Origin of the sequence: Rubripirellula lacrimiformis (genome assembly GCF_007741535.1) — a bacterium.
Lineage (GTDB): Bacteria > Planctomycetota > Planctomycetia > Pirellulales > Pirellulaceae > Rubripirellula > Rubripirellula lacrimiformis.
The window spans coordinates 4,452,297-4,473,355 of sequence record NZ_CP036525.1; the positions used below are offsets into that span (position 1 = coordinate 4,452,297).

Sequence of the window (21,059 nt, forward strand, 5' to 3'; positions counted from 1 at the left end):
TCGAACGCGGCTTCCGACTTCGAGGCGTCTGAAGTGTACCCGCACGCACAAGATTGCGAAGCACACCGTCGCCCGGTCCCGTCACTCCAGCAACAGCGATCCGCAGGGGAGCGAAACCGCCTAAGACCAAAGTCGTCGTGCCAGACGGCGATGTTCCGATGGTGGCTGGTCGTTCGTTGCCAATGGAACGCCAAGTGTCACGCCCGTACACGCCGCCACTGAATCCGCGGCTTCGTCCGAGGCACGGTGCGGCGCCGGGATGGTTTCCAATTGGATATCATTGGCACTTGCGATTGCCAATGCCGATTCCCACAGCCCAGATGAAAGGGGCCCTTGGGGATGCTCGGACAGCAAAGCATTCGGAAGATGGAAACCTTGACTGGCGCTAATCCGAATGATCGCCCGATCGCTTGATTGCTCCATCGACACCCGAAGACGGGCTTCCGTGTTCGAGTCCGTCCGATTCCGGTCCATCAACCAAACCACACTTGCGATCAATCCTCGCAACTGGGCGACGTCTGCACGAACAATGACCTGCGGATCGATCGATTCCAGTGTGATCGTCGCCATCTTCGCTGCTGCGACTTCGCCAACGACCTGATACAGCGTCGAAACCAAATCAATGTCGCGAAAGTCGGTGCTCCACTCGTGAACCGTGTTCTTCATCAGTCGCAGGGATGCGTTCAGTTTCTCGACCCCGGAATCCAGCATGCTGAGACATGTCTGTGTCGTTTCAGGCGTCAACGTCCCAGCATCGCGTCGGAGTTCAAAGATAGAAAAAGCGTTCTGCACCACGTGAATCGGTTGACTGATGTCGTGCGAAAAACTTGCGACAAACTGAGCCATCGCCGCCGAGACGCTGACTTGCAATACGTCCAGTGATCCAGCCGCATCCGCTGCCACTGCGACACGTTTCCCTGCAGCAATCGGATCCGTTTGACCAGATCGGAGCGGATCATCCTTGCTGGGGGAATCATCGAAGCCGCGACCGGCGGATTGCGATAGAGTGATGATTCCGTAGATGGAAGTCCCCTGACACATCACTTCAACGGATCCCCCTGCCCCGTCGATTCGGCCTTGCTGATCCTCCTTGAAATCGATGCCCAACGAAACGAGCAGATCATCGACGATCCATTCGTCCATCGGACGGCTTTCCAAATTCAGTTGTGCCCTGGCAACTTGATTGACAGCCAAAACGGATGGGTTGGGACTGATGCGCACGACGACGCAACCTTCATTCGCAACGTCGAAACGTTGAGACCAGAAAAGACGAAGAACTTCGTCACTGGGGGACTCGGAAAAATCCATACTTCGCAAACGCTCCCGCTGTTAGCAGATAAGAATTCATTACAGCGTGCCCCGTCTGTGACGTTGCAATTGTCGATCGACAGAAGAGAAAAGGTTGGTCAACCAAAGCAATTGCGGACGGGATTCTAGCAACTTGCGAGAAAATGGTTAGAGGACCGACGCAGCGGAATGACATTTTTGCGACGTTCCGCAGCGTTCCGCCGGAAAATTCGACGAAACGGAACCGTTGGACGTGGCTGTCGAGCGATCCATTAGGAAGCCGATTCGAGCGACGGAAGCGTTCGATTCGGCGTGATGCCAGCGCCGCTTGCGCTCGGAATCAACAGCGGCAGACGCACTTTGACCGATGTCCCCTCGCCGGATGTGGAAGTGATCTCGATTGTTCCGCCGTGACGTTGGACCAACGATTGTGCCATCGCCAGCCCCAATCCGGTTCCTTTCCCACGCTGTTTCATCGTAAAGAATGGATCCAAGACGCGGTGCAGGTTATCGTCGCTGATCCCACATCCGCTGTCGGTGACTTCGATCAGCAGGCTGTGATCCGCGTCGATCCGACCGCTATCCACGCGACTGATTCCTCGCACCGGAAGCTGCGTCTGGACATCGCGTTTTGGTTCTTTGGTGACGGCCACGTGGATGCGTCCACCATCGGGCATCGCATCACGTGAATTCGTACAGAAGTTCATCATCAACTGATCCAGCAACGTCGATTCACATTCAACCCAAAGATCCTCGGTCGGCATGGTAAAAGTCGTCTGGTACTGACTGCCGAACACCGGCGATAGCATCTCGATGATATTCCGCATCGCATGCTGAACGTGAACATCGCTGGCCTGCAGAACCTCGGTGCGTCCGAACTCTAGAATCCGACGAGTGATCTCACTTGCCTTCTGAGTCGCATCCAAAGTGATGTCCAACATATGGCATTCGTCCGATTGATTTGCCATCGCCGGCGAATCACGAACGATCTCGACATGGCTTTGAATCACCGCCAGCGAATGCTGGAACTCATGTGCGATACCGCCTGCCAGTCTGCCCAGCGATTCCATCTTTTGCTGGTGCATCACCTGACGTTCAGACTCCATCGCTTCCCGTTGAGCCTTTTCGCGCGCCAGGTTAGCGCGTTCCAATTCCTCGGTACGCAATCGAACCATCTGTTCCAAATCGCACATTCGCAGTGCCGCTTGTTTTCCCAGTCGCACCTTTTCGGTCAATGCAGAGACCAACTGCGAAACCTCGACGTTGTCAAACGGCTTCTTCAGAATCAGCACACGATCACTGCGACCAAGCTGCTTTAAAATTTCGCCCCAAGACCGATCTGAATACGCCGTGCAAATCACCGCATGAATGTTCGAGTCTACCTTCAAGATCTCGGAAATCGTTTTCAGTCCGTCCCAGCCCGGCGGCATCCGCATATCCACAAAGGCAACCGAATACGGTTTTGATTCCGCGATCGCCTGACGGACCATTTCATAGCCTTGTTGTCCTTGAAACGCGGAATCCAGGTCAACCGATAGCGGCCCTTTGACCGGATCGGTGCCCAATCGCGGACAACTGGGATTATCGTCCACAGCAGTCAGGTCACCGAACAGATCCGATTCCATTTCCAGAAGCCCAGAATCAAAATCGTCGTAGTCAAGGATCCGACGAAAATCTTCGTGAATCGCTTCTGTATCGTCGATGACCAGAATGCGATCGCGTTGGCGGTTAAGACGATGCGGCATCTGCCCATTCCTCGATATTTTGGTAGGGAAGTTCTAGGCAAAACGTTGCCCCCAAGCCTTCGCCTTCACTTTCCACGTTCAACGTTCCACCCAACTCGTATGCGGCAAGCGCGCTGGCATGCAGCCCGAACCCGTGCCCATCGACCTTGGTCGTGAATCCATACGAGAATACCTGTGACAAATTTTCCGGGGATATTCCATGGCCCGTGTCCTGCACTGTTGCCCGCACCGATACGCCGTCGATATCCCGGACCTTCAAACGCAGAACTCGCTTGTCCTTTGCTGTCCCGATCATGGCCTGCTTTGCGTTGGCAACCAAGTTCACCAACACCTGCAGAATCCGGTGTTTGTCTGACAATAATTTCGGGTGTTCTTCGAACTCGGCTTCAACGCGAATATTGTGTCTGCTTAAACCCGCATCGTGCAACTGAAGTGCTTCTTCGAAAAGACTTGACATTGATTGCTCTAGCACCAAACCGGCGGACTTCGCCATCGACTGTTGCGATGCGACCACTTTTTTGATGTGGTCGATGTTGGACACGAGCCGATTCAGTTCGCGGTCAACATCGATCGCTTGGCGTGTGCATCCGCCAACAACGGAATCCAGGTACACGGCCAGCTTCCCAGGCCTCACTTCGCCAACACCGGAGTCGTCCATGTCCGTTTGGATCAAACGCAGTAGTTCGATCGATCGATTCAGTTTTTCAACAGGTGGCTTGGCTAGACGATCAGAAAGCAGACCAGCCGACACATTGACGCTGTTCAGAATATTCCCCACGTTGTGCAAGACGCCGGTGGCGACGTCTGCCATTCCGGCTCGTCGCGCAGTGTCGACCAATTGATGATGAAGCTCTTCGATTTCTCGTTGCGCCCGAGCCCGCTCTGCGATTTCGCTGGTCAATTGCACGTTGGCTTGTGTCAACTGCGCCGTCCGCTGTTCGACTCGATCTTCGAGATGATCCCGAGCCACATGCAGATCATCTCGACTGGTTTCGATCTGTTGCAGCATATTGTTGAACGACGAATACAACAGTCCGATTTCATCATCGTTCACCCCCACCACTCGCACAGAATAATCTTCCCGTTTGGAAATGTCGTTTGCCGCCATCGCTAGCCGCACGATTGGTTTCGCGATCGCCTGTTCCAAACGACGCGCGATGACCGTGGTCACTAGCGTTGCGGCTAGCATCGCGAACAAAGCGACTTTCAGGTTTTGATTGGTCCGATGCCCAAGTGCTGCGGTGCTAGCCTGCAGATAGACAAATCCCATGGATTCGGAATCCTCTACAATCGCAGCGACCTGTGTGACCGTTGTGCGATGGAAGGAAAGTCCCGGCTTGTTCGGTCTGGGCAACGTTTCGACCCAATCGGGAAGCCTTGGCGGGTCGCCCGGAATCTGAATGGCCAGCGGATCAGCTTGACTTCGTTGATTCCGGTCAAACGCGGCAAACGGCTTTCCCTGTGTATCAAAGATGCAAGCCAGTTGGACCGATGGATCACTGCGAAGCGCCCTCAGTACCTCCGTCGCAGCCTCGCGATCCCCAAACATCACAGCCGCAGTGGAATTCTCTGCGACGACCTCGCTAAGAACTTCTAGCTGGTCCGCCATCGCTTCGCGGGCAGCGCGTCGATCGTTGATCAGAAACGCTGCAACCGTGATCCCGAGCGCACTGATCGTCGTCAGCGTCAGCAACAGCTGCAACTTGGCGCGGATACGAAGATTCCCAAACCAATTCACCAATTACTCCTGTGCGTGAACAAGTTCGATGTTCCGAACGACTCGCCCTAGACTGAGGACCTTGGAACTGACTTGGACCCTGGCACCGGTCACCTTCGCCAGATCGATCTGAAACTTGACGCGATTCGACTCGATATAGAAGGTAACGCAGTCACCTTCGTGAGAACTCAGAGTTTCACCGAACAGCATCGTCGATGTTCCTGAAGTCGCCTGAATCAGATGTTCCCGCTGGCGGTCGCTCGCGCTGGCGGGGATAAACAGAACGTGTGCCATCCGCAGCTGTGCGGCGTCGTCGTGGCTAAGCGCGTCGCCCGCGGCAATCACCGTGACCGCGATGGGACGCTCGCGGATCCGCTTCTTTGCCGCGATCTTGTACAGGTACGCGGTGACGGGAGTATCGCCGTAGACGGCGAAAACAAGCTGACTTGAATCGCGGGAAGATTCGAATCCGGTTGGCCACTGTGTGTATTTTGCGATGTTGTAGATATAGGCGGCCTTCAGTGAAGCGTCGCGCGCTCGCAGTTCTTGACCGCCTGCGCGTCCCACGTCGGCCCAGCCCAAATTTGCGCACACGAAGATCACCGCGGCGATCCACGTCAACGCGCGGCGCCATCCACTTGGATGGCGATGGACACGCTGTCCAATGATGTCGAGTTGTGCGGTCGACGAATCGACCCGGCTTGCGTGTTTGGACTTGTACAATGGAAGGAATCGATGAACGATTGCTTCGCTTTCTACAGCGAGCTTCGAACTATCGCCTCCATGTCAATTGAGCGTACAGGGCGCGTTGTACCTCGGTGCGATTGGAGTACAGTGTCGAATAGACGGCTTCCTGGCGATGAGAATCCAGCAGATTCTGGCCTGCGATGCTGAACTCGCAACCGTCGGTAAGATGGATTCCAACGCGAGCATCCATCGAAACGTAGGCGGGAGCCGCAACTTCCGTATGGTTGTCGACGTACCGCATCGAAGCGTCAAATTCGATGTCCGGTGTCAGATTCCAGAAAGACGTCGCATAAGCTTGAAAACGGGGAGCGAGAAATCCAACACCGCCACGATCGAGTCCATCTAGGTCGGTGTACAGAAAGCTTGCCCCGGAGGACAGCTGCCACGATTGAGTGGTTTGCCATTTCGCGAACAATTCCAACCCGGTCGAATCAGCCGTCCCAATGTTGGAAAATTCTGCGGGTGCAGTCAGAGGGACGCCCGCCGGATACCCTGACAACTGCAGCCCAATCAAATCGGAATAGTGGTTGTAGAACCCTGCAAGGTCCCAAGAAAATCGGTCCGAAGGCTGGGCACGGTAGCCCAATTCCAACGTAAACACGTCTTCGGCCTGCAACGACTGTGAACCGCGTACCAGTGTGCGAATCGGAAAGCGTTCGGCGGGCACAAGGATCTTGCCAAAGGACTCGTACTGCGATGGTGTTCGCACCGCACGTGACGCGGCTGCCCAAACGACTTGCCGATCGTTGATCGTGTGCAGCAAACGCAGCGTCGGTTGAAATTCCAATCCCGTATAGTCGTTCTGTTCGAATTTGCAGCCTGCGGTCAGATCCCAGTCTTCGTAGATCGAGTACTGATCCTGAACGAATCCACTGAACAGAATCGTTTGAACACTCGATGGCGAAAAGCTTGCCGCCACTTCATTGACCGATTCGATATCGGTCCAAGTGCTTCGATACCCCAATCCCCAAGTAACGCGATGCTCATCGATGGGCGCAAGTTGGTGTTGAAACTCCAGGTCGAAGATATCCAAGCGTGAGTCCTGGAATACCGGCATCGCCCGACGCTGGTCATAGTAGGATTGCAGCGAAACAGACGAATCGTCCTCTAAACGACGCTTCCAACGCACCAACCCGAAGCCGCCACTGATCGAATCATCGACAGGAAAGGCATCCGTATAGGGAGCTGTGCCGATGGGTGTCCGCTCTGCGTACTGACCAAGCGTCCCCGAATACAACTCGCCCTCAGCCGTTACGTGGTCGCAGTCTTCTTCGCAAGACGACCAGTCGGAACGAAAACCGACTCGGCCGGCTCGCCAATCATCCGCAGCGATGGAATCGGCGGAATATCCCGAGTCGCGTTCGGTCCGTTTTCCATACAGTCGATAGCTGACATCGCCGATTTTGCTGCCGTATCGGGCCGTCGTGATATTTCGATCTTCGGTCCCGCCACCGGCACTGGCCATGATGCCTTGAGTGTCAGCCGCGTCCTTGGTGATGACATTGATCACGCCATTGACGGCGTTGGCGCCCCAGACGCTTGCACCCGGGCCGCGGATGACTTCAATCCGTTCGACATCCTGCATCACGATGTCATGATGCGACCAGACGACCCCTGCAAAGGTCGGCGAATAGAGGCTTCGGCCGTCAAGCAGCACCAGTAACTTGTTGGCGTATTCGCCATTGAAACCACGCGAGGACACCGCCCATTTGTTGGCGTCCAGTCGGGCCACGGTCATTCCCGGAACATACCGTAGGGCCTCCGGCAAACTGCTTGCCCCGGTCCGTCTCAACATCTCATTTGTGATGACGAACACAGCTGCCGGAGAGCGCCCTACGGTACTTTCGTTCCGAGTAACCGATGTAACTTCCATGTCGAACGATTCAACGACGACAGCGACTTTTCCTAAATCTTCTAGATCAAGGTCCAAGATCGCTTCGTCGTCAATTTCGTCGCCGACACCTTCAAGGGATTCCGCCGATGCGTCGACGTCCACAATCCTTGGCGTTGATTCCTCTGCCCTACCCTGGACGCACCCCAAGAACGCTAGCACCAATGCCAACGCTGACCCGAACGCTAAACGAGCTACCGACATGGACATCAATAAGTTCCATCCATGCCAGAGAGAGTTGATTGTTTCGTTTCCCTAAAAAGAGTATCGGTCGATGATTCGATACGGACCGAATCTAGGTGGTGGATTTGCGGACACCCGAACCAATCCTCCCTCAACGGCGTTTGGAATGCCCGCGATACCGATCGGACGTCGTGTCTGATGCCAAACTGCTTCTAGACTGTCGCCAAATCGCCACGTGCCGAAGCGGCTTCCCGCATCTGAGGCGAATACCGATCCAAGCACGCCAAGTTCGTTCTAGGGTTCAGTGTAGAGAGTGAAACGATGTCTGAATCAAATTCGCTGGGCAGAGCGAACAGACAAACTTGCTTCTGGCACCGACCATATTGCGAAAGCAATCTCCTGGGGCACAGATGATTGGCCGGTGCCAGAAGCCTTCTTATTTTGCGATACGCAACTGCTATCCACCGACATTGCCGCGGACGAGCCGTTCACGCAGCATCAAACCGCTGAGACTGTCGCAATTTGCTCGGGTCCAACACCTATGGATGCGAAGCGGTGTCGTTCTGGATCACGCTCTGCGATTCTTTTGCTCGGCCGCAGACACATGCTGCCAACCGTCATGGAACGATCGACGCTGATTGCTGCAATGGCGTCCGCAGATTGAATGGCAAAAGCGGAAAAAGGCAGGGGCGGCGTGGTGACTTCATCACCGAAGTGAATCGGGCTCGACACCGCCCCCGCGTAGAAGGGACGAACGAATGGATAGTCGCGTCCTAGGGACGATCCACTTTCAAATTTCAACGGATGGCGGGAGCCTCGACTCCGTGTGATTTCAGAACAGCCAAATACCTCGCTGGATCCGCGGCGATCTTCTTGGCACACCCGGGGCAACAAATGTAGATGGCTTTGCCGGCGGCGTTGACCTTGTAGGGGCCGTCCATGGCGTCGAGTGGTTCATCCATCACAGGACAGACCTTTTGGGCCGACACGAACGGAGCGTCCGCTGCCGTAACCCGAAAAACCCCTTCGCGAATTTGGTCCTTTCCAGCGGGCACGGTCCCAGGCGGAGTTCCGCTTTGACCCTCCGACCGTCGGTCGGCAACCATTGCCAGGTACTTGGCCGGTTCCGCCTGGACTTTCTTGACACAACCTTTGCAGCACAGATAAACGGGTTTGTCGCCAATCAATACCTTCACGGGCGTCCCCATCCCACCGAGCGGTTCATCCATCACGGGACAAACCTTTTGGGCGGCAATGCCAGCCGCGTCTGCCAGCGTTGCGGTTGTGACCGTGATCTGCGGCCGACCGCCGGCGTATTTGGCCGGGTTCGCATGGACCGCATCCACGCAGCCGTCACAACAAACAAAGAGGCTTTGTCCGTCGACACCGACCAGAACCGGTTCCCCCATGCTGCCCAGAGCCTTGCCACTGACGGGACAGATCTTTTGTCGTGCAATCGCATCCGCCGCCAACTGCTGACGACTGATCGGAACGGTCGCGACCTCAGCAAAGCGAACCGTCTGCGGTGCAACGCCCACCACCTGGATTGCCACGTCCATCTGAATCCCTGCTAACTTCGACAAATTCACCGCTGCCGACAAGCCGCCCTTTTCGTCGGGAAGCAAGTCGTAGCGGTAACGTTTCGGATTGCCTTCGATTTTGACCGACACCGTTCCACGGCCTTGATCCAGCTGCACCGGCGTTCCACCACGATCGAAGACGAACAATCGCAGTCCGCCTTGTGCAACGACCGTTTCGAACTGCAAATTGCCAACTTGTTTCAGACTGCCGCCGTGTGGCCCTGCATGCGATGTCCGTGCGGTCGACGATGTATCGTTCATCTCCGTGCCGGCCGCCGCGTGATCGTGCCCTACGTGATTGTGCTGGGTCCCCGTGTGCTGGGTCCCCGTGTGCTGGGTCCCCGTGTGCTGGGTCCCCGTGTGCTGGGTCCCCGTGTGCTGGGTCCCCGTGTGCTGGGTCCCCGTGTGCTGGGTCCCCGTGTGCTGGGTCCCCGTGTGCTGGACCTCCGCAGTCTGGACCTCCGCAGCTTGGGCCAAGGCCGTTGATCCCAAAATCGCGATCAAGCACGCGCTGAAAATCATTCTTCGCTTCATCAGAAAACTCCGTTGTAAAAGTCTGGACACAATCCGCTTGGTCCATCAAACATGGAAAGGTTCGTATCAGAATGCTCGTGTCGCCATCCGCTCCACGAGCGATTGGAAATCACTCTGTCGCAATCACGGCTTCCTCCTGCTGGATCGAATCACATTCGTCAAAAAGTTCGTCGTGGCTTCCGAATCGCATCTTCAGTTCCAAGTACCCGCAGTACAGCGTGGGCACAATGAACGATGTAAATGGTTCGGCCAGCATTCCGCCGAACACAGGAATCGCCATCGCTCGGGCAACATCCGCACCGCGACCGGTTGCAATCAGCACCGGGATCAGGGCCGCTAGCGTCGTCACCGTGGTCATCATGCACGGCCGAATGCGTTTCAGCCCCGCTTCGTACACCGTGTCGCGAATGTCGCCAACCGATTCAATCTTCCGCTTCTTCAATAATTGATGGATGTAGGTTGCCATCACGACACCGTCGTCGACCGCTAGACCGAACAGCGCAATGAAGCCGACCCAAACCGCGGTATTGAGTTCCACACCCATCGTCGCAATCGCGATCATGCCACCCGCGAACGCGACCGGGATGCCAGTGAAGACCGCAATCGAAATCGGAAGGTTGCGGAATCCCATGTAGATCAGCAACAGATTGATGCAGATCACCAGAGGGATGATCCACACGAGTCGGCGGTTGGCTTCCATTTGGTTGCGAAAACTGCCGACCGCTTCAAGCGAATAGCCCGCTGGAAGCGACAGCCGATTCGGATCCGATGGAGGCAATGATTGTGCGTCGCGAAGTTGCTTCTCGATCGCCGTGATGGATTCCAAGTCGCCTCGGCTGCCGTTGGTCATGAACGAGACGTGCGCCACGAGCCGACCGTTTTCGCTGCTGATCGCCCCCGGCCCCCAAGTCGTTTCTAGCTTGGCCAGTTCTTCTAGCGGAACGACGGCGCCGGATTCTGTGACGATCGGCAATCGCTTCAGGCCGTCGATCTGTTCGCGAAGATCGCGGTTGTACCGAAGCCGCACGGGATACCGTTGGCGGCCTTCGACAGTCTTGATCAAGTTCATTCCCCCCAGTGCCGTTTCGATCACCTGATTCACCATCGACACGTTCATGCCGTATCGGGACGCCACTTGGCGATCGACGGTAAACTCGACGTAGGGTTTCCCCAGCACGATGTCCGGATTCACCGTGCCGGCGTTGATCAACAGCGACTTTTTCAGCTCGCCAGCGACATCCATCGCGGCCTTTGACAGCGCGTCCAGTTCATCGCCATAGACACGAATCGCCATGGGCGCCTTGATGCCTGACTGCAACATCACCACCCGTCCTTCGATGGGCTGCAGCGCTGACGCGGGTGTCACACCGGGCAATGTCGCGACACGATTGATTTCATCCCACACGTCACGCGCCGTTACGCCGTCGCGCCACTGACTTTCCGGCTTCAGCATCACATAGGTTTCGATCATCGCGGCGGGAGCCGGATCCAGTGCCGATTCGGCGCGACCGATTTTCCCAAGCACGTCTTTGACTTCGGGAATTTGTCCGATCAGCAAATCCTGGGTCTGCAATACCTGCATCGCTTGTGAAAAGCTGGCCGCAGGATAGAGCGTCGGCATGTAGAACCAACTGCCCTCGTCCAAGGCAATCCAATCGTCGCTTTGCAAACCCGTGAAAACATGCTTTGCATTCACGTACCCCGGAAAGTCGTTCAGTTCGGCCCCAAACAGGTTGGCAACCTTTTCCACCGGGCGCAACAAAGTTGGCATTCCGACGTACGCACCAATGCCCACCAGCAACAGCACGAGCGGAAACGATAGCGCGAACATCTTGTGATTGAGTGCATGACGCAATCGTGCCGCGTAGATCCATCGCACAAAACGACTCGATGGAATCTCTTCGATCGGGCGAATCCGCTCACGCATCCATTGCCATCCGCCGATCAAACCGATCGAAGCGGCGATCGCTGTGACGGCCCAGGTCGGCAGACCAAAGTGCTGCCCCAGTCGCGTTCCCCATAGAAAGTGCGACGCCAACCCCAGTAACCCGGCAAGGGAGACGCCTGTGATCCAAGCCGTGCTCTTTCGACGCACCGAACTACGCAGCATCAAACGGCATAAGGCGGGCACGATCGTGACCGCCGCGACCATCGCGGCGGCAATCGCGAATGTCTTGGTGTAGGCCAGCGGAGAAAACAGCTTGTAGTCCCGCCCGGTTAGAAAGAACACAGGCAGAAAGCTGACGATCGTTGTAGCAACGGCAGTCACGACCGCTGGTGCAACTTCGACCGTTGCCTCGTAGACGACATCACTTCGCGACTTCGATGCGAAATCCGTCCGCTTAGAAGGGTCGGATCCGACTGCGTCGTGACTTCCCTGTTCGTGACGGAGTGAATGATCCTGATTGGCAGATTCCCAGTCGCATACATGTTGGTAAATATTCTCGGACACGATGATCGCCATATCGACCATGGTTCCGATCGCGATCGCGATCCCAGCAAGCGACATGATGTTCGCATCGACGCCGACCACCCGCATCGCGATGAACGACATCAACACTGCGGCGGGTAAGCAGATCGCCACAATGATGCTGCTGCGGATGTGCAGCAGGAACAGCAGGATGATGATCGCCGTGATGATGATCTCGTCACGCAGCGCGTGAGTCAGTGTCGCCATCGTTTCGTCGATCAGCCCGCTGCGATCGTAGACGCCGTGAATCGTCACGCCCTGAAGCGAAGGTGTGATCGCCGCGATCTTTTCTTTCACCCGGTCGATCACGACGCGAGGATTCTCGCCGTATCGCATCACAACGACCCCGCCCACAGCTTCCGCGCCGTTGTAATCTAACGCCCCGCGTCGGAAGTCCGGCCCGATCTGCACTTTCGCGACGTCACGGACTCGCACGGGAACACCGTCACGTTGGACGATCACGATGTTTTCGATGTCTTCGACCGTTTTAGCTTGGTCGCCGTCGGAACCCAGCAGTCCCTTGCTGCGAACGATGAACTCCATCCCGGTGGTTTCCACCGTTTTGGCACCGACATCCACGTTGGATCCCTTGGTGGCCGTCGCCAACTGGTCCAACGTGATACCTTGGAAGCGGAGTTTGTCGGGATCGACTTCGATCTGATACTGCCGGACGTAGCCACCGATCGATGCGACCTCGCTGACCCCTTCGACGGCTTGCAGTTCGTACTTGACCACGAAGTCTTGCAGGCTGCGCAGTTCGGCTAGCCCCATGCCTGCCTTGGTCGCCTGTCCCCTGCCCTGCCCTTGACTCAACTGAGGTGGGATCAGTGTGTAGTAATAGACTTGCCCCAGCCCCGTCGCGTCCGGTCCAAGCTGAGGCACGACGCCATCGGGCAATTGCGCCGCGGCGCTACCAAGCTGTTCCGAAACACGACTGCGTGCCCAGTAGAAATCGATTTCGTCCTTGAACGTCACCTGCACGAAACTGTATCCGAACATGCTCTTGCCACGCACGGAATCCGCGCCGGGAACGGCCAACAAGGACACACTAAGGGGATAAGTGATCTGGTCTTCGATGTCCTTGGGCGACCGACCCGGCCATGCCGTTAGCACGATGACCTGGTTCTCGCCAATGTTCGGAATCGCATCGATCGGAATGGCGCGGAAAGAGATCCAACCAGCAATGCTGACCCCAACCGTCAACATCACGACCAGCCAAGGTTCTTTCACGCAGAAGCGAATCAGGAAGTTCAACATGGTTCGATTCCTATTTCACCGATCCAGTGGATGTGGAAACAGAACTGTCCGAAATCGCCATGTCACTGACGACTTCTCCGCACGTCAACATTTCGCTGCCCCAGTAGGGATTCGCCGTATCGCCACCGGGTTGGATCCAATCGCCGCCACCACCGGGCACCATCGGGCAATAGTGATGCGTCAGCTGCGTGGCAGTCTTCGGCCCGCGGACCGCTGTGGCAGCCTGCAACAGAGCGTGACTGACGCGTCGAAATGCTCTGCGAGCGATGTCTAGCGATCCGTCCATCCCGGCAGCCGCGCGCCGTGCGACCGCAAACCGACGCTGCGCATCATCGGGAACCTCTGGTGACGTCTCCAATCCGCGGAGGCCGTCGATCAACGTATTCAAGGCAACCGGGCTTGGCGTCTGGTCGGCAGCCAGGGATTGCTGGATCGCAAAATATGCGTCGTAGGTCTCGTCAACCTGAATGCCCGCACCAGCGTCCATCACGACCGGACTTGATTTGCGAAGCGGAAGCGGTCCCGGCGAAAAGCCCGGCGCCTTTGTTGGATCGATCAGCGATGGGTTCCCGGCCAGTTGCATCTGCGAATCGATCAAGAAGTTGCCTCGCGTGGCAACGGTTTCACCGGCAGACAAGCCTTCGATGATGACCGCGTCGGTGCGATTCATCGGCCCTAACGTGACTCGGCGAATTTCGAATCGGCCCGGTTCAGTTTCAACGTAGACGACACTGTTTTCGCCGACGAGCAATACGGCGCTGCGTGGAATCGTGATCACCTGCTGCGCCGGCAGGAATTCGGTTGCGAAGCCAAGATCCGATGTGGGAATCAAATCCATATCACAGATCGGGCAGGTCCCAGGCTGGTCCCGAATCACCTGTGGGTGCATCGGGCTGATGAACTTGTTCGCCAGGGCGGGATCGTAGACCTTGTCTTGCGGAATCGCCGGAACGGTCACGCGTGCCGTGGCGTAATCGCCTGGTCGCAGCTTGCCGTCAAAATTCAGCACTTCCACGCGTACGCGAACCGTTCGCGTCTTCGCATTCACGACCGGGTCGATGAACGCGACACGGCCGGTCACGACTTCGCCTGGCATCGATTGAATCTCGGCCTCGACCTGCTGCCCAAACCGAACGGCAGAAGCATCTTCGGGAAACAGATCCAACATCAACCAGACCGTGCTAAGATCCGCAATTCGGTACAGATTTTGTCCGGTCTTCACGTAGTCGCCTTCGACGGCCGACTTTTCAATGACAGTGCCGCGTTGCGGAGATTTGATCCGAATGCGTGACATCGCCTTGCCCGACTCCTGCAACCGGTCAATTTGACTCTCGGTCATACCAAGCTCCGTCAAATTGTCGCGTGCGATCTGGTTAAGGTTGCTTCCCGAGATTTGGAAACGTCCGATCTTTCCATCGCTGTTCATGCTGGTGATGAACTCGGTCTGCGCGGTGTACAGCTGCGGACTGTAGATCAAAGCAAGGTCGTCACCCTCGTTGACTTTCACCCCGGCGTAATCGGCATACATGGTTTCCAATCGGCCATCGACATAGGCGCTGATCGTCGACAATCGGCTTTCGTCAAAATCGATCGACCCGATCGTACGAATGGTTCGGTTGGCTTCCCCCATCTTTGAAACCGCCGTTTGGATCCCCACCAACCGCCGCGCCGATGGCTCGATCATCACCGAAATTCCGTCACCGTCGGCCCCACCGGTCAGTTCGACCAGCTCCATCCCGCACACCGGGCAACGTCCAGGTTGATTCGATGGCGGTGTGCACATCATCGGACAGATGTACCGTTTCTGGGCTTCACCGGCCGAGTGTCCCACTACCGTTGCTTGCCCTCCTGAAAATCCATCTGCGGTCAACCATTCGGTCCGCTGCGCCACCCCCAGCAGAAACAAGACAAGGCCGGCAACGATCACAATCGCAGCCGCCTGCACGCAGACGCGCACAAACCACCTAGGACCGGCGACCGATCCCGATGGACGCACACCGGGCACCGCGGCACTCGTAGCAGGCGAAACCACCTCTGCTTGATTGGCCGATACAGCCGTATGCGCAGACTTCGGTTCTTTGGAAACGTCGCTCGCCGAAGCCTCGGCGTCTCGATTCGATTGTTCTTGATTCATGACATTGTCATCGTTCAGGGAGACACGACGAGGCCGTGTCGGATTGCATTTCGAATAGGCTTCTTGAGCGATGAGCGCGCAGCATCACCCGCCAAGAAACCGATGGAGAATCGAAGACCTGCGACTGCGCAGATCTCCTAGAAAGACGGCGTTAGATCCGCCAAATGCAAAGAAATCGCTGAGAAAAATGCGACGACAGTTCACCAATCGGAAGGCGCGTCTGCACATGGGTTGTGCAACCCTGGTCCATGGCATCCGATGCGATGTGATCGAGGTATCCGATCACAACCAATTGCCGCGACTGCGTAACAGGTGCACCGTCGGTGGGCGGAGCCATGGGCTGTGCGTGGACGCCACACCTACAAGCAGATCCTGCGACCGCGTCGGTATCCGTCGTCAATCGATCATTGCCAGCCCGGTCCGGCGTCCAAACGGATTCGACAGCATTCCTGGAAACGTTGACCGCATCTCGCTTGATCGATGGTTTCGAGCAACAACTGAGCGCATCCGATTCCGGTTTACTTTTGCTGCAACAGCCACTGCCTTCGCTAGCGGATTGGACTGCGCAGCAAGCACAGCCGGTATCAGACGTCTGATCCTGGCAGCAAGTGCTGGACTTCGACCCTTCGGAACACGTCCCCTGCGCAGCGGCCAACACCATCGGCTGAATCGCAATTACGGCGATCAGACAAAGGTTGACAGCGATTCGGATTCGCGGGACGTGGATCAACGGAACCTTCCAATGTGGATACCCAGGGTCGGTATCCTCACTATAGCAGGAATCTGCCCAAAGTGTTCAAGAGGAAAACGTCCGGTCATGCGATCTTTGCCCTGCCGATCGGCACAATCGGTCCCCGCTGGTCGCCAACCAGCCAGCGGAGCACTTTCAAAGTCGCAGCCGATCTGCGGACACCCAATCCGATGACTATCGCTGCTGCCAACGCGTGGCATCCGACGCCGGATCAAGATCGCTATGCGATCATGCGAGATTCGTCGCAGCTTCGTTCACGACGAACGCTTTTGCAAACCGTACTTGGCGACGGTGTAGAGAATCTTCGAACCGGCTTTCACGGTGCCGCTTAACGTACCGCTAATCTTGCTGGTTCCGACGCGATTGCGATACGGAACCGGGATTTCCATCGTACGTAATCCAGCTTGTGCAGCCTTGATCTGCATCTCGATCGTCCAACCAAAGTTCTCGTCGTTCATCTGCAGGGCGCAAAGCTTCGGGTAGTCGATCGCTCGAAATGGCCCTAGGTCGGTATAGGCCACATGAAATAGAAGCCGCATCAGAAAGCAGGCAAGCTTGTTTCCGTAAACACTTTGCGGCGGCATGGCGCCCTTTTCCCGCTCGCCAAGTAGACGGGAACCCAAGACAAAGTCCGAACGCCCTTCGAAGATCGGTGCAACCAATCGAGGCAATAGATCCGGATGATCGCTATAGTCGGCATCCAAGAAGACCACGACGCGCGGGACATTGTTGGTCCGTTCGATGTCTTCGTGTAACGCCGCGAGACCACGCAAACACGCTGCCCCGTAACCACGCTGAGGTTCATGGACGACGGAAGCACCACCGTCGACCGCCACCTTCGCTGTGTCATCGGTGGAACCGTTATCGACAACGATCACCTGCGAAACATGGGGGATGTCAGCCAGCACCAGCGGCAACGAACGCTGTTCATTCAAGGCAGGAATGATGACGACGACCGATTCGAGGTCGTTTCGTCGGGTGGCCGTCAACACAGGAGATTCCAATTCTTTCATCGCGATCATTGTTGGCCTCGGTCGGAAACACTTCGCAACGAGCGATCAATCAGTGTCGCGATTCAAGTCACCTCGCCCCGCCGCGCAGCGGTTTGCGGGGGAGAGAGTTAGAGAAAGGGGGAAGAAAGAAGCGACACTTTTCGATCGCTCGCTGCTTGGTCGCAAACCTTCGTCCCTGCGACGCGGAACGGCAAACTAGCACCGTTGGCCCCGCCGGGTCTGTGAGCAATCTCACAAAACCCAACATCAGCATGGGATCCGATCGCACGAAGGACGGAGATGAAATTGGGGGAGGCGCTATCGAGCTGGGTTTGCTGCGGTTGCCCGATCATTCAGCCCCCAATCATATTCCAGATAGGCGACCGAAACCGAGTTGGCCATCGCCGCATCGTGGGCTTCGCGAGACGGCAAATAGGCTGCGATGGTACGCAGCACGGCCGCTTGATCACTTCCGAAATCTTCCCCAAACCACTTTAGGATCGACGAGAGTTGAAACGTTTGCCGTGATCGGTCGTAGCGAAAGTTGCCTGGACTGGCGAAGAAAACTTTCGCGTTCAACGTCAATTGCGAATCAAGTTTTTCCGCGGTGTACGCTTCGGCCAACAAACGCGGGCAGCTACGTGACGCACACACGATCGCAAAATGAATCCGTGGTTCGCCCATTTTCCGCAACCATTCGTGCTCCATCTGATCCAACGAATAGGGCGTGCCACCGACGTTTAGCAACAAGTCCTTCCAAATGTTGTACCCAAAAAGTTTCGCAGTGTGGTTTCGAATGCTGGTGGTCGGATACTCCCGAAGGATTCCGCGTACCGTCACCGCGTTGTAGGCATTAATCCAAAACGCCAGTTTCGCAGACGAACTTGCTCGGCCGTGGGGGCTGGCGGATGACAAGTGTGCCAGAAATCGATCCAGACTCTGCACATCTTGCGGATTCCCCTTCCATGCGGCGTAGTCGACGTTGCCGTTGGGGTCCACATACTTCTTTAGCAGCCCATCCCAATCACTCGGGTCGATCCGATCCATCGATACCTGCTGCTGCACAGGCACCTTCGGTCCTAAGTTCACTTTGGTACCTGCCACCGAGGCATGCGTAGAGGCCAACGAAAACAAGACAAACGCAAATACGGTGACTGCGGGTGGAAAACAACGTGACTTCATCATTCGATGACTCCGTTCAAAAAATCGATGCGAGCGACCAAAACTCCTTTGCCCACCACCCAATGGCGATACGCAAAGCTGTACCGCCAAATGGTCGCAGAGTCGACAAGCCGGGTCTGTTAGATCGGTCACGTTGGATGGATCGAAACCGCCTTTCCACCTTCGGCTTGCGTTCACGTGAAATGCCGATGCCAATCCATCCGCAACCGATTCGGATCGACGATTGGAAACGGCGTGTCAAGGAAACGATCTACTCGACGCGACGCTGAACGAGCGACCTCGGCTGCGTTCCTAGCCATTTCGAAATGCCCCGACCTGCCCATCCTTGATTGGACATTCGATTTTGGATCCGTGTGCTGGATCACCGATTGCTGCGCGAAGCGGCCCGATAACAAAAGCTAGGCCAACGTCGTTCTGCTTGGCATCGCAAGTCGATAACTGAGCGGTTGCCGATTCCTCCCTTGGCGGAATCGTTGCCGTGACAGCAATTCTAGTCTTGCCAGCACGCCGCACCGAAAACCGCCATTCCCATTTCCGCCGCATTCCATCTAGGTTTCAACGATGAAAATCAACTCACTTGTATTGTTCATTGGGATACTCACCACCGTCGCCACTTTCGTGGGCTGCACCGATGCCCGTCTGGCTGCGTTTCGATCGCCCCCATCGGAAGACTTTTCGACGCCCATTGTCAGCCAGGAAGTGTCGGTAGAAACAGTTTCGCAGCCGCAACCGCTTCCCGTTGCGGGATCATCCACCGGTGACACATTGGTGACCACCTCGTCGGCGCAAAGGCCTGTCCGACCATCCCTGATTACGCTGTCGGCGGGCGACGATCTGGCGGCTAAGGTCAACGCTGCCGGCGGTCCGGTACTGCTGGATTTCTATGCCGATTGGTGCGGACCGTGCCAGCATCAGGGACAGATTTTGCACGAAGTGGAGGAAACGGCAGCCCGGCGTGGTGCACTGATGATCAAGATCAACATCGATGATCATCCAGAAATTGCACGTGACCTGAACGTCGAAGGGATCCCGACGTTGATCTTGGTCAAAGACGGAAAAATTGAAAAACGACAGTCCGGCGTCGCGGACAAGGATCGCCTGCTGTCGTGGTTGCAATAACCCCTAAACTTCCTTTCGCGACGCAGATCCCCACGCAAAACTTCGCGTCGATCTCTGTTCGAAGCAGCTCGCCATCGGCGCCGGGCTGACATCCCGACCGCCTGTCTGAATCGCGGTCTGATTAGCCGACGGAACGGATCTGTTCGTCCGCCATCTTCAAAAATGCCGAAAGTTTCTCCGTAAGGATCTGCGGTACCGGTCGTCCTCCTGGCACACGTCACTCGCTCGCTGTGACGGTTGTGTCTCTTGACCCCGAAAGGACGATCGGCCTGATGAACTCTCCCGTCATGCAACACCGGCTTCCCGCCGAAGCTTCTGTCAGCCAGCGATATTCCGCCGCTGCTGAATCCGTAGAACCGGCTCTGTGCTGTCCGGTGCAGTACTCCTCGGAATTGCTTGAAGTGATTCCACGCGAAATCATCGACAAGGACTACGGCTGCGGTGATCCTACGCCGTATGTCCGCCCCGGGGATACGGTCTTGGATCTGGGCAGTGGTGGCGGCAAATTGTGTTACATCGCTGCTCAGGTTGCTGGACCGGATGGCCACGTGATCGGAGTGGACTGCAATCGCGAGATGCTGTCGCTCGCTCGTAAACATGCGGCGACGGTGTCCGAGCGTCTTGGCTATGCCAACGTTGATTTCCGATATGGTCTGATCCAAGATCTTGGGCTGGACCTGGATCAACTTGCGACGGAGTTGTCACAGCGGCCGGTGAACGACCCCGCGGGGTATCTTGCCCTTCGTCATGCAGAGGATCGGCTTCGACGCGAGCGACCGCTTGTGGCCGACGATTCGGTCGACTGCGTTCTTTCCAATTGCGTGCTGAACCTGGTGCGTCAACAGGATCGCGTGCAGTTGTTCGCGGAGATCTTCCGTGTACTGCGGAAGGGCGGTCGAGCGGCGATTAGCGACATCGTCTGCGACCAGTCGGTGCCGGCACGGCTGCAGCAGGATCCGAATCTTTGGTCTGGCTGCATTACCGGTGCATTCCGAGAAGACGAGTTCATGCGGGCGTTCGAAGACGCTGGATTTCATGGGATCGAATTAGTTAAACGTGAAAGCAGACCTTGGCGAACGGTCGAAGGCATCGAATTCCGTTCGGTCACGGTTGTTGCGTACAAAGGAAAGCAGGGGCCGTGTTGGGAACGCAACCAAGCCGTCGTCTATCGCGGTCCGTTCAAGTCGGTCGAAGACGACGACGGACACACTTATCGTCGCGGCGATCGCATGGCCGTTTGCGATAAGACGTTCCAGATTCTGCAAGACGCGCCCTACCGAGGCATGTTCGATTCGATCGAGCCACGCAACCCCATTCCAATCAAAGAAGCGACCGCATTCGATTGCGGGCGCAGCGTCAAACGCGATCCGCGTGAAAGCAAGGGGATGGACTATCACGCAACGACGGAAGCCCCCGCCAAGGGATGCGGCGACGAAGCCTGCTGTTAGCGATCAACGCGACAGCGAACCT

At 56.5% G+C, this 21,059-nt stretch carries 13 protein-coding genes; 3 read left to right on the forward strand and 10 right to left on the reverse strand.

Features of this window, described 5'->3' with window-relative positions; genetic code table 11:
• Window positions 1-120 precede the first annotated feature (120 nt).
• From K227x_RS15505 to K227x_RS15540, 8 genes are all read right to left on the reverse strand, one after another.
• Window positions 121-1,143, reverse strand: coding sequence for a hypothetical protein (locus K227x_RS15505; protein ID WP_145170816.1), 1,023 nt, complete (start codon window positions 1,141-1,143; stop codon window positions 121-123).
• Window positions 1,144-1,559: 416 nt separating this feature from the next.
• Window positions 1,560-3,032, reverse strand: coding sequence for a hybrid sensor histidine kinase/response regulator (locus K227x_RS15510; RefSeq protein WP_145170818.1), 1,473 nt, complete (start codon window positions 3,030-3,032; stop codon window positions 1,560-1,562).
• Window positions 3,016-4,770: a CHASE sensor domain-containing protein gene (locus K227x_RS15515; RefSeq protein ID WP_145170820.1), complete on the reverse strand. Its 1,755-nt coding sequence runs from the start codon at window positions 4,768-4,770 to the stop codon at window positions 3,016-3,018. Before K227x_RS15515 ends, K227x_RS15510 begins: the two co-directional genes overlap by 17 nt.
• A gap of 3 nt (window positions 4,771-4,773) precedes the next feature.
• Window positions 4,774-5,472, reverse strand: a complete 699-nt coding sequence (locus K227x_RS15520) for a YfiR family protein (RefSeq protein ID WP_218933283.1) — start codon at window positions 5,470-5,472, stop codon at window positions 4,774-4,776.
• A gap of 49 nt (window positions 5,473-5,521) precedes the next feature.
• A complete protein-coding gene (locus K227x_RS15525) occupies window positions 5,522-7,597 on the reverse strand; it encodes a TonB-dependent receptor plug domain-containing protein (protein ID WP_145170824.1) in 2,076 nt (691 codons plus the stop codon).
• 770 nt (window positions 7,598-8,367) lie between these two features.
• A complete protein-coding gene (locus K227x_RS31190; RefSeq protein WP_315854311.1) occupies window positions 8,368-9,684 on the reverse strand; it encodes a hypothetical protein in 1,317 nt (438 codons plus the stop codon).
• A 109-nt stretch (window positions 9,685-9,793) separates the two neighbouring features.
• Window positions 9,794-13,411: an efflux RND transporter permease subunit gene (locus K227x_RS15535; RefSeq protein ID WP_145170826.1), complete on the reverse strand. Its 3,618-nt coding sequence runs from the start codon at window positions 13,409-13,411 to the stop codon at window positions 9,794-9,796.
• A gap of 10 nt (window positions 13,412-13,421) precedes the next feature.
• Complete coding sequence (locus tag K227x_RS15540) at window positions 13,422-15,545, reverse strand: efflux RND transporter periplasmic adaptor subunit (RefSeq protein WP_145170828.1); 2,124 nt, start codon at window positions 15,543-15,545, stop codon at window positions 13,422-13,424.
• 323 nt (window positions 15,546-15,868) lie between these two features.
• Between K227x_RS15540 and K227x_RS30625 the strand changes: the two genes are divergently transcribed.
• On the forward strand, window positions 15,869-16,141 hold the full coding sequence (locus tag K227x_RS30625; RefSeq protein ID WP_218933284.1) for a hypothetical protein: 273 nt from the start codon (window positions 15,869-15,871) through the stop codon (window positions 16,139-16,141).
• A gap of 409 nt (window positions 16,142-16,550) precedes the next feature.
• Here the strand turns inward: K227x_RS30625 and K227x_RS15550 are convergent, their stop codons facing one another.
• Window positions 16,551-17,318: a glycosyltransferase family 2 protein gene (locus tag K227x_RS15550; RefSeq protein WP_315854312.1), complete on the reverse strand. Its 768-nt coding sequence runs from the start codon at window positions 17,316-17,318 to the stop codon at window positions 16,551-16,553.
• A gap of 288 nt (window positions 17,319-17,606) precedes the next feature.
• Entirely contained in the window at window positions 17,607-18,473 is an 867-nt protein-coding gene (locus K227x_RS15555) for a DUF547 domain-containing protein (RefSeq protein ID WP_246145831.1), read from the reverse strand.
• A gap of 558 nt (window positions 18,474-19,031) precedes the next feature.
• Between K227x_RS15555 and K227x_RS15560 the strand changes: the two genes are divergently transcribed.
• Window positions 19,032-19,589 (forward strand): thioredoxin family protein, encoded by a 558-nt coding sequence (locus K227x_RS15560; RefSeq protein ID WP_145170830.1) that lies wholly within the window; start codon window positions 19,032-19,034, stop codon window positions 19,587-19,589.
• A 272-nt stretch (window positions 19,590-19,861) separates the two neighbouring features.
• Entirely contained in the window at window positions 19,862-21,037 is a 1,176-nt protein-coding gene (locus tag K227x_RS15565) for a methyltransferase domain-containing protein (RefSeq protein WP_145170832.1), read from the forward strand.
• Window positions 21,038-21,059 lie beyond the last annotated feature (22 nt).

What these genes read in the sequence shown, in the direction of transcription:
- K227x_RS15505 (WP_145170816.1), bottom strand. Translation starts at nt 1,143, where the DNA reads ATGGACGAATGGATCGTCGATGATCTGCTCGTTTCGTTGGGCATCGAT.
- K227x_RS15525 (WP_145170824.1), bottom strand. Translation starts at nt 7,597, where the DNA reads ATGTCCATGTCGGTAGCTCGTTTAGCGTTCGGGTCAGCGTTGGCATTG.
- K227x_RS15535 (WP_145170826.1), bottom strand. Translation starts at nt 13,411, where the DNA reads ATGTTGAACTTCCTGATTCGCTTCTGCGTGAAAGAACCTTGGCTGGTC.
- K227x_RS15550 (WP_315854312.1), bottom strand. Translation starts at nt 17,318, where the DNA reads ATGATCGCGATGAAAGAATTGGAATCTCCTGTGTTGACGGCCACCCGA.
- K227x_RS31190 (WP_315854311.1), bottom strand. Translation starts at nt 9,684, where the DNA reads ATGAAGCGAAGAATGATTTTCAGCGCGTGCTTGATCGCGATTTTGGGA.
- K227x_RS15510 (WP_145170818.1), bottom strand. Translation starts at nt 3,032, where the DNA reads ATGCCGCATCGTCTTAACCGCCAACGCGATCGCATTCTGGTCATCGAC.
- K227x_RS15565 (WP_145170832.1), top strand. Translation starts at nt 19,862, where the DNA reads ATGAACTCTCCCGTCATGCAACACCGGCTTCCCGCCGAAGCTTCTGTC.
- K227x_RS15540 (WP_145170828.1), bottom strand. Translation starts at nt 15,545, where the DNA reads ATGAATCAAGAACAATCGAATCGAGACGCCGAGGCTTCGGCGAGCGAC.
- K227x_RS15555 (WP_246145831.1), bottom strand. Translation starts at nt 18,473, where the DNA reads ATGATGAAGTCACGTTGTTTTCCACCCGCAGTCACCGTATTTGCGTTT.
- K227x_RS15560 (WP_145170830.1), top strand. Translation starts at nt 19,032, where the DNA reads ATGAAAATCAACTCACTTGTATTGTTCATTGGGATACTCACCACCGTC.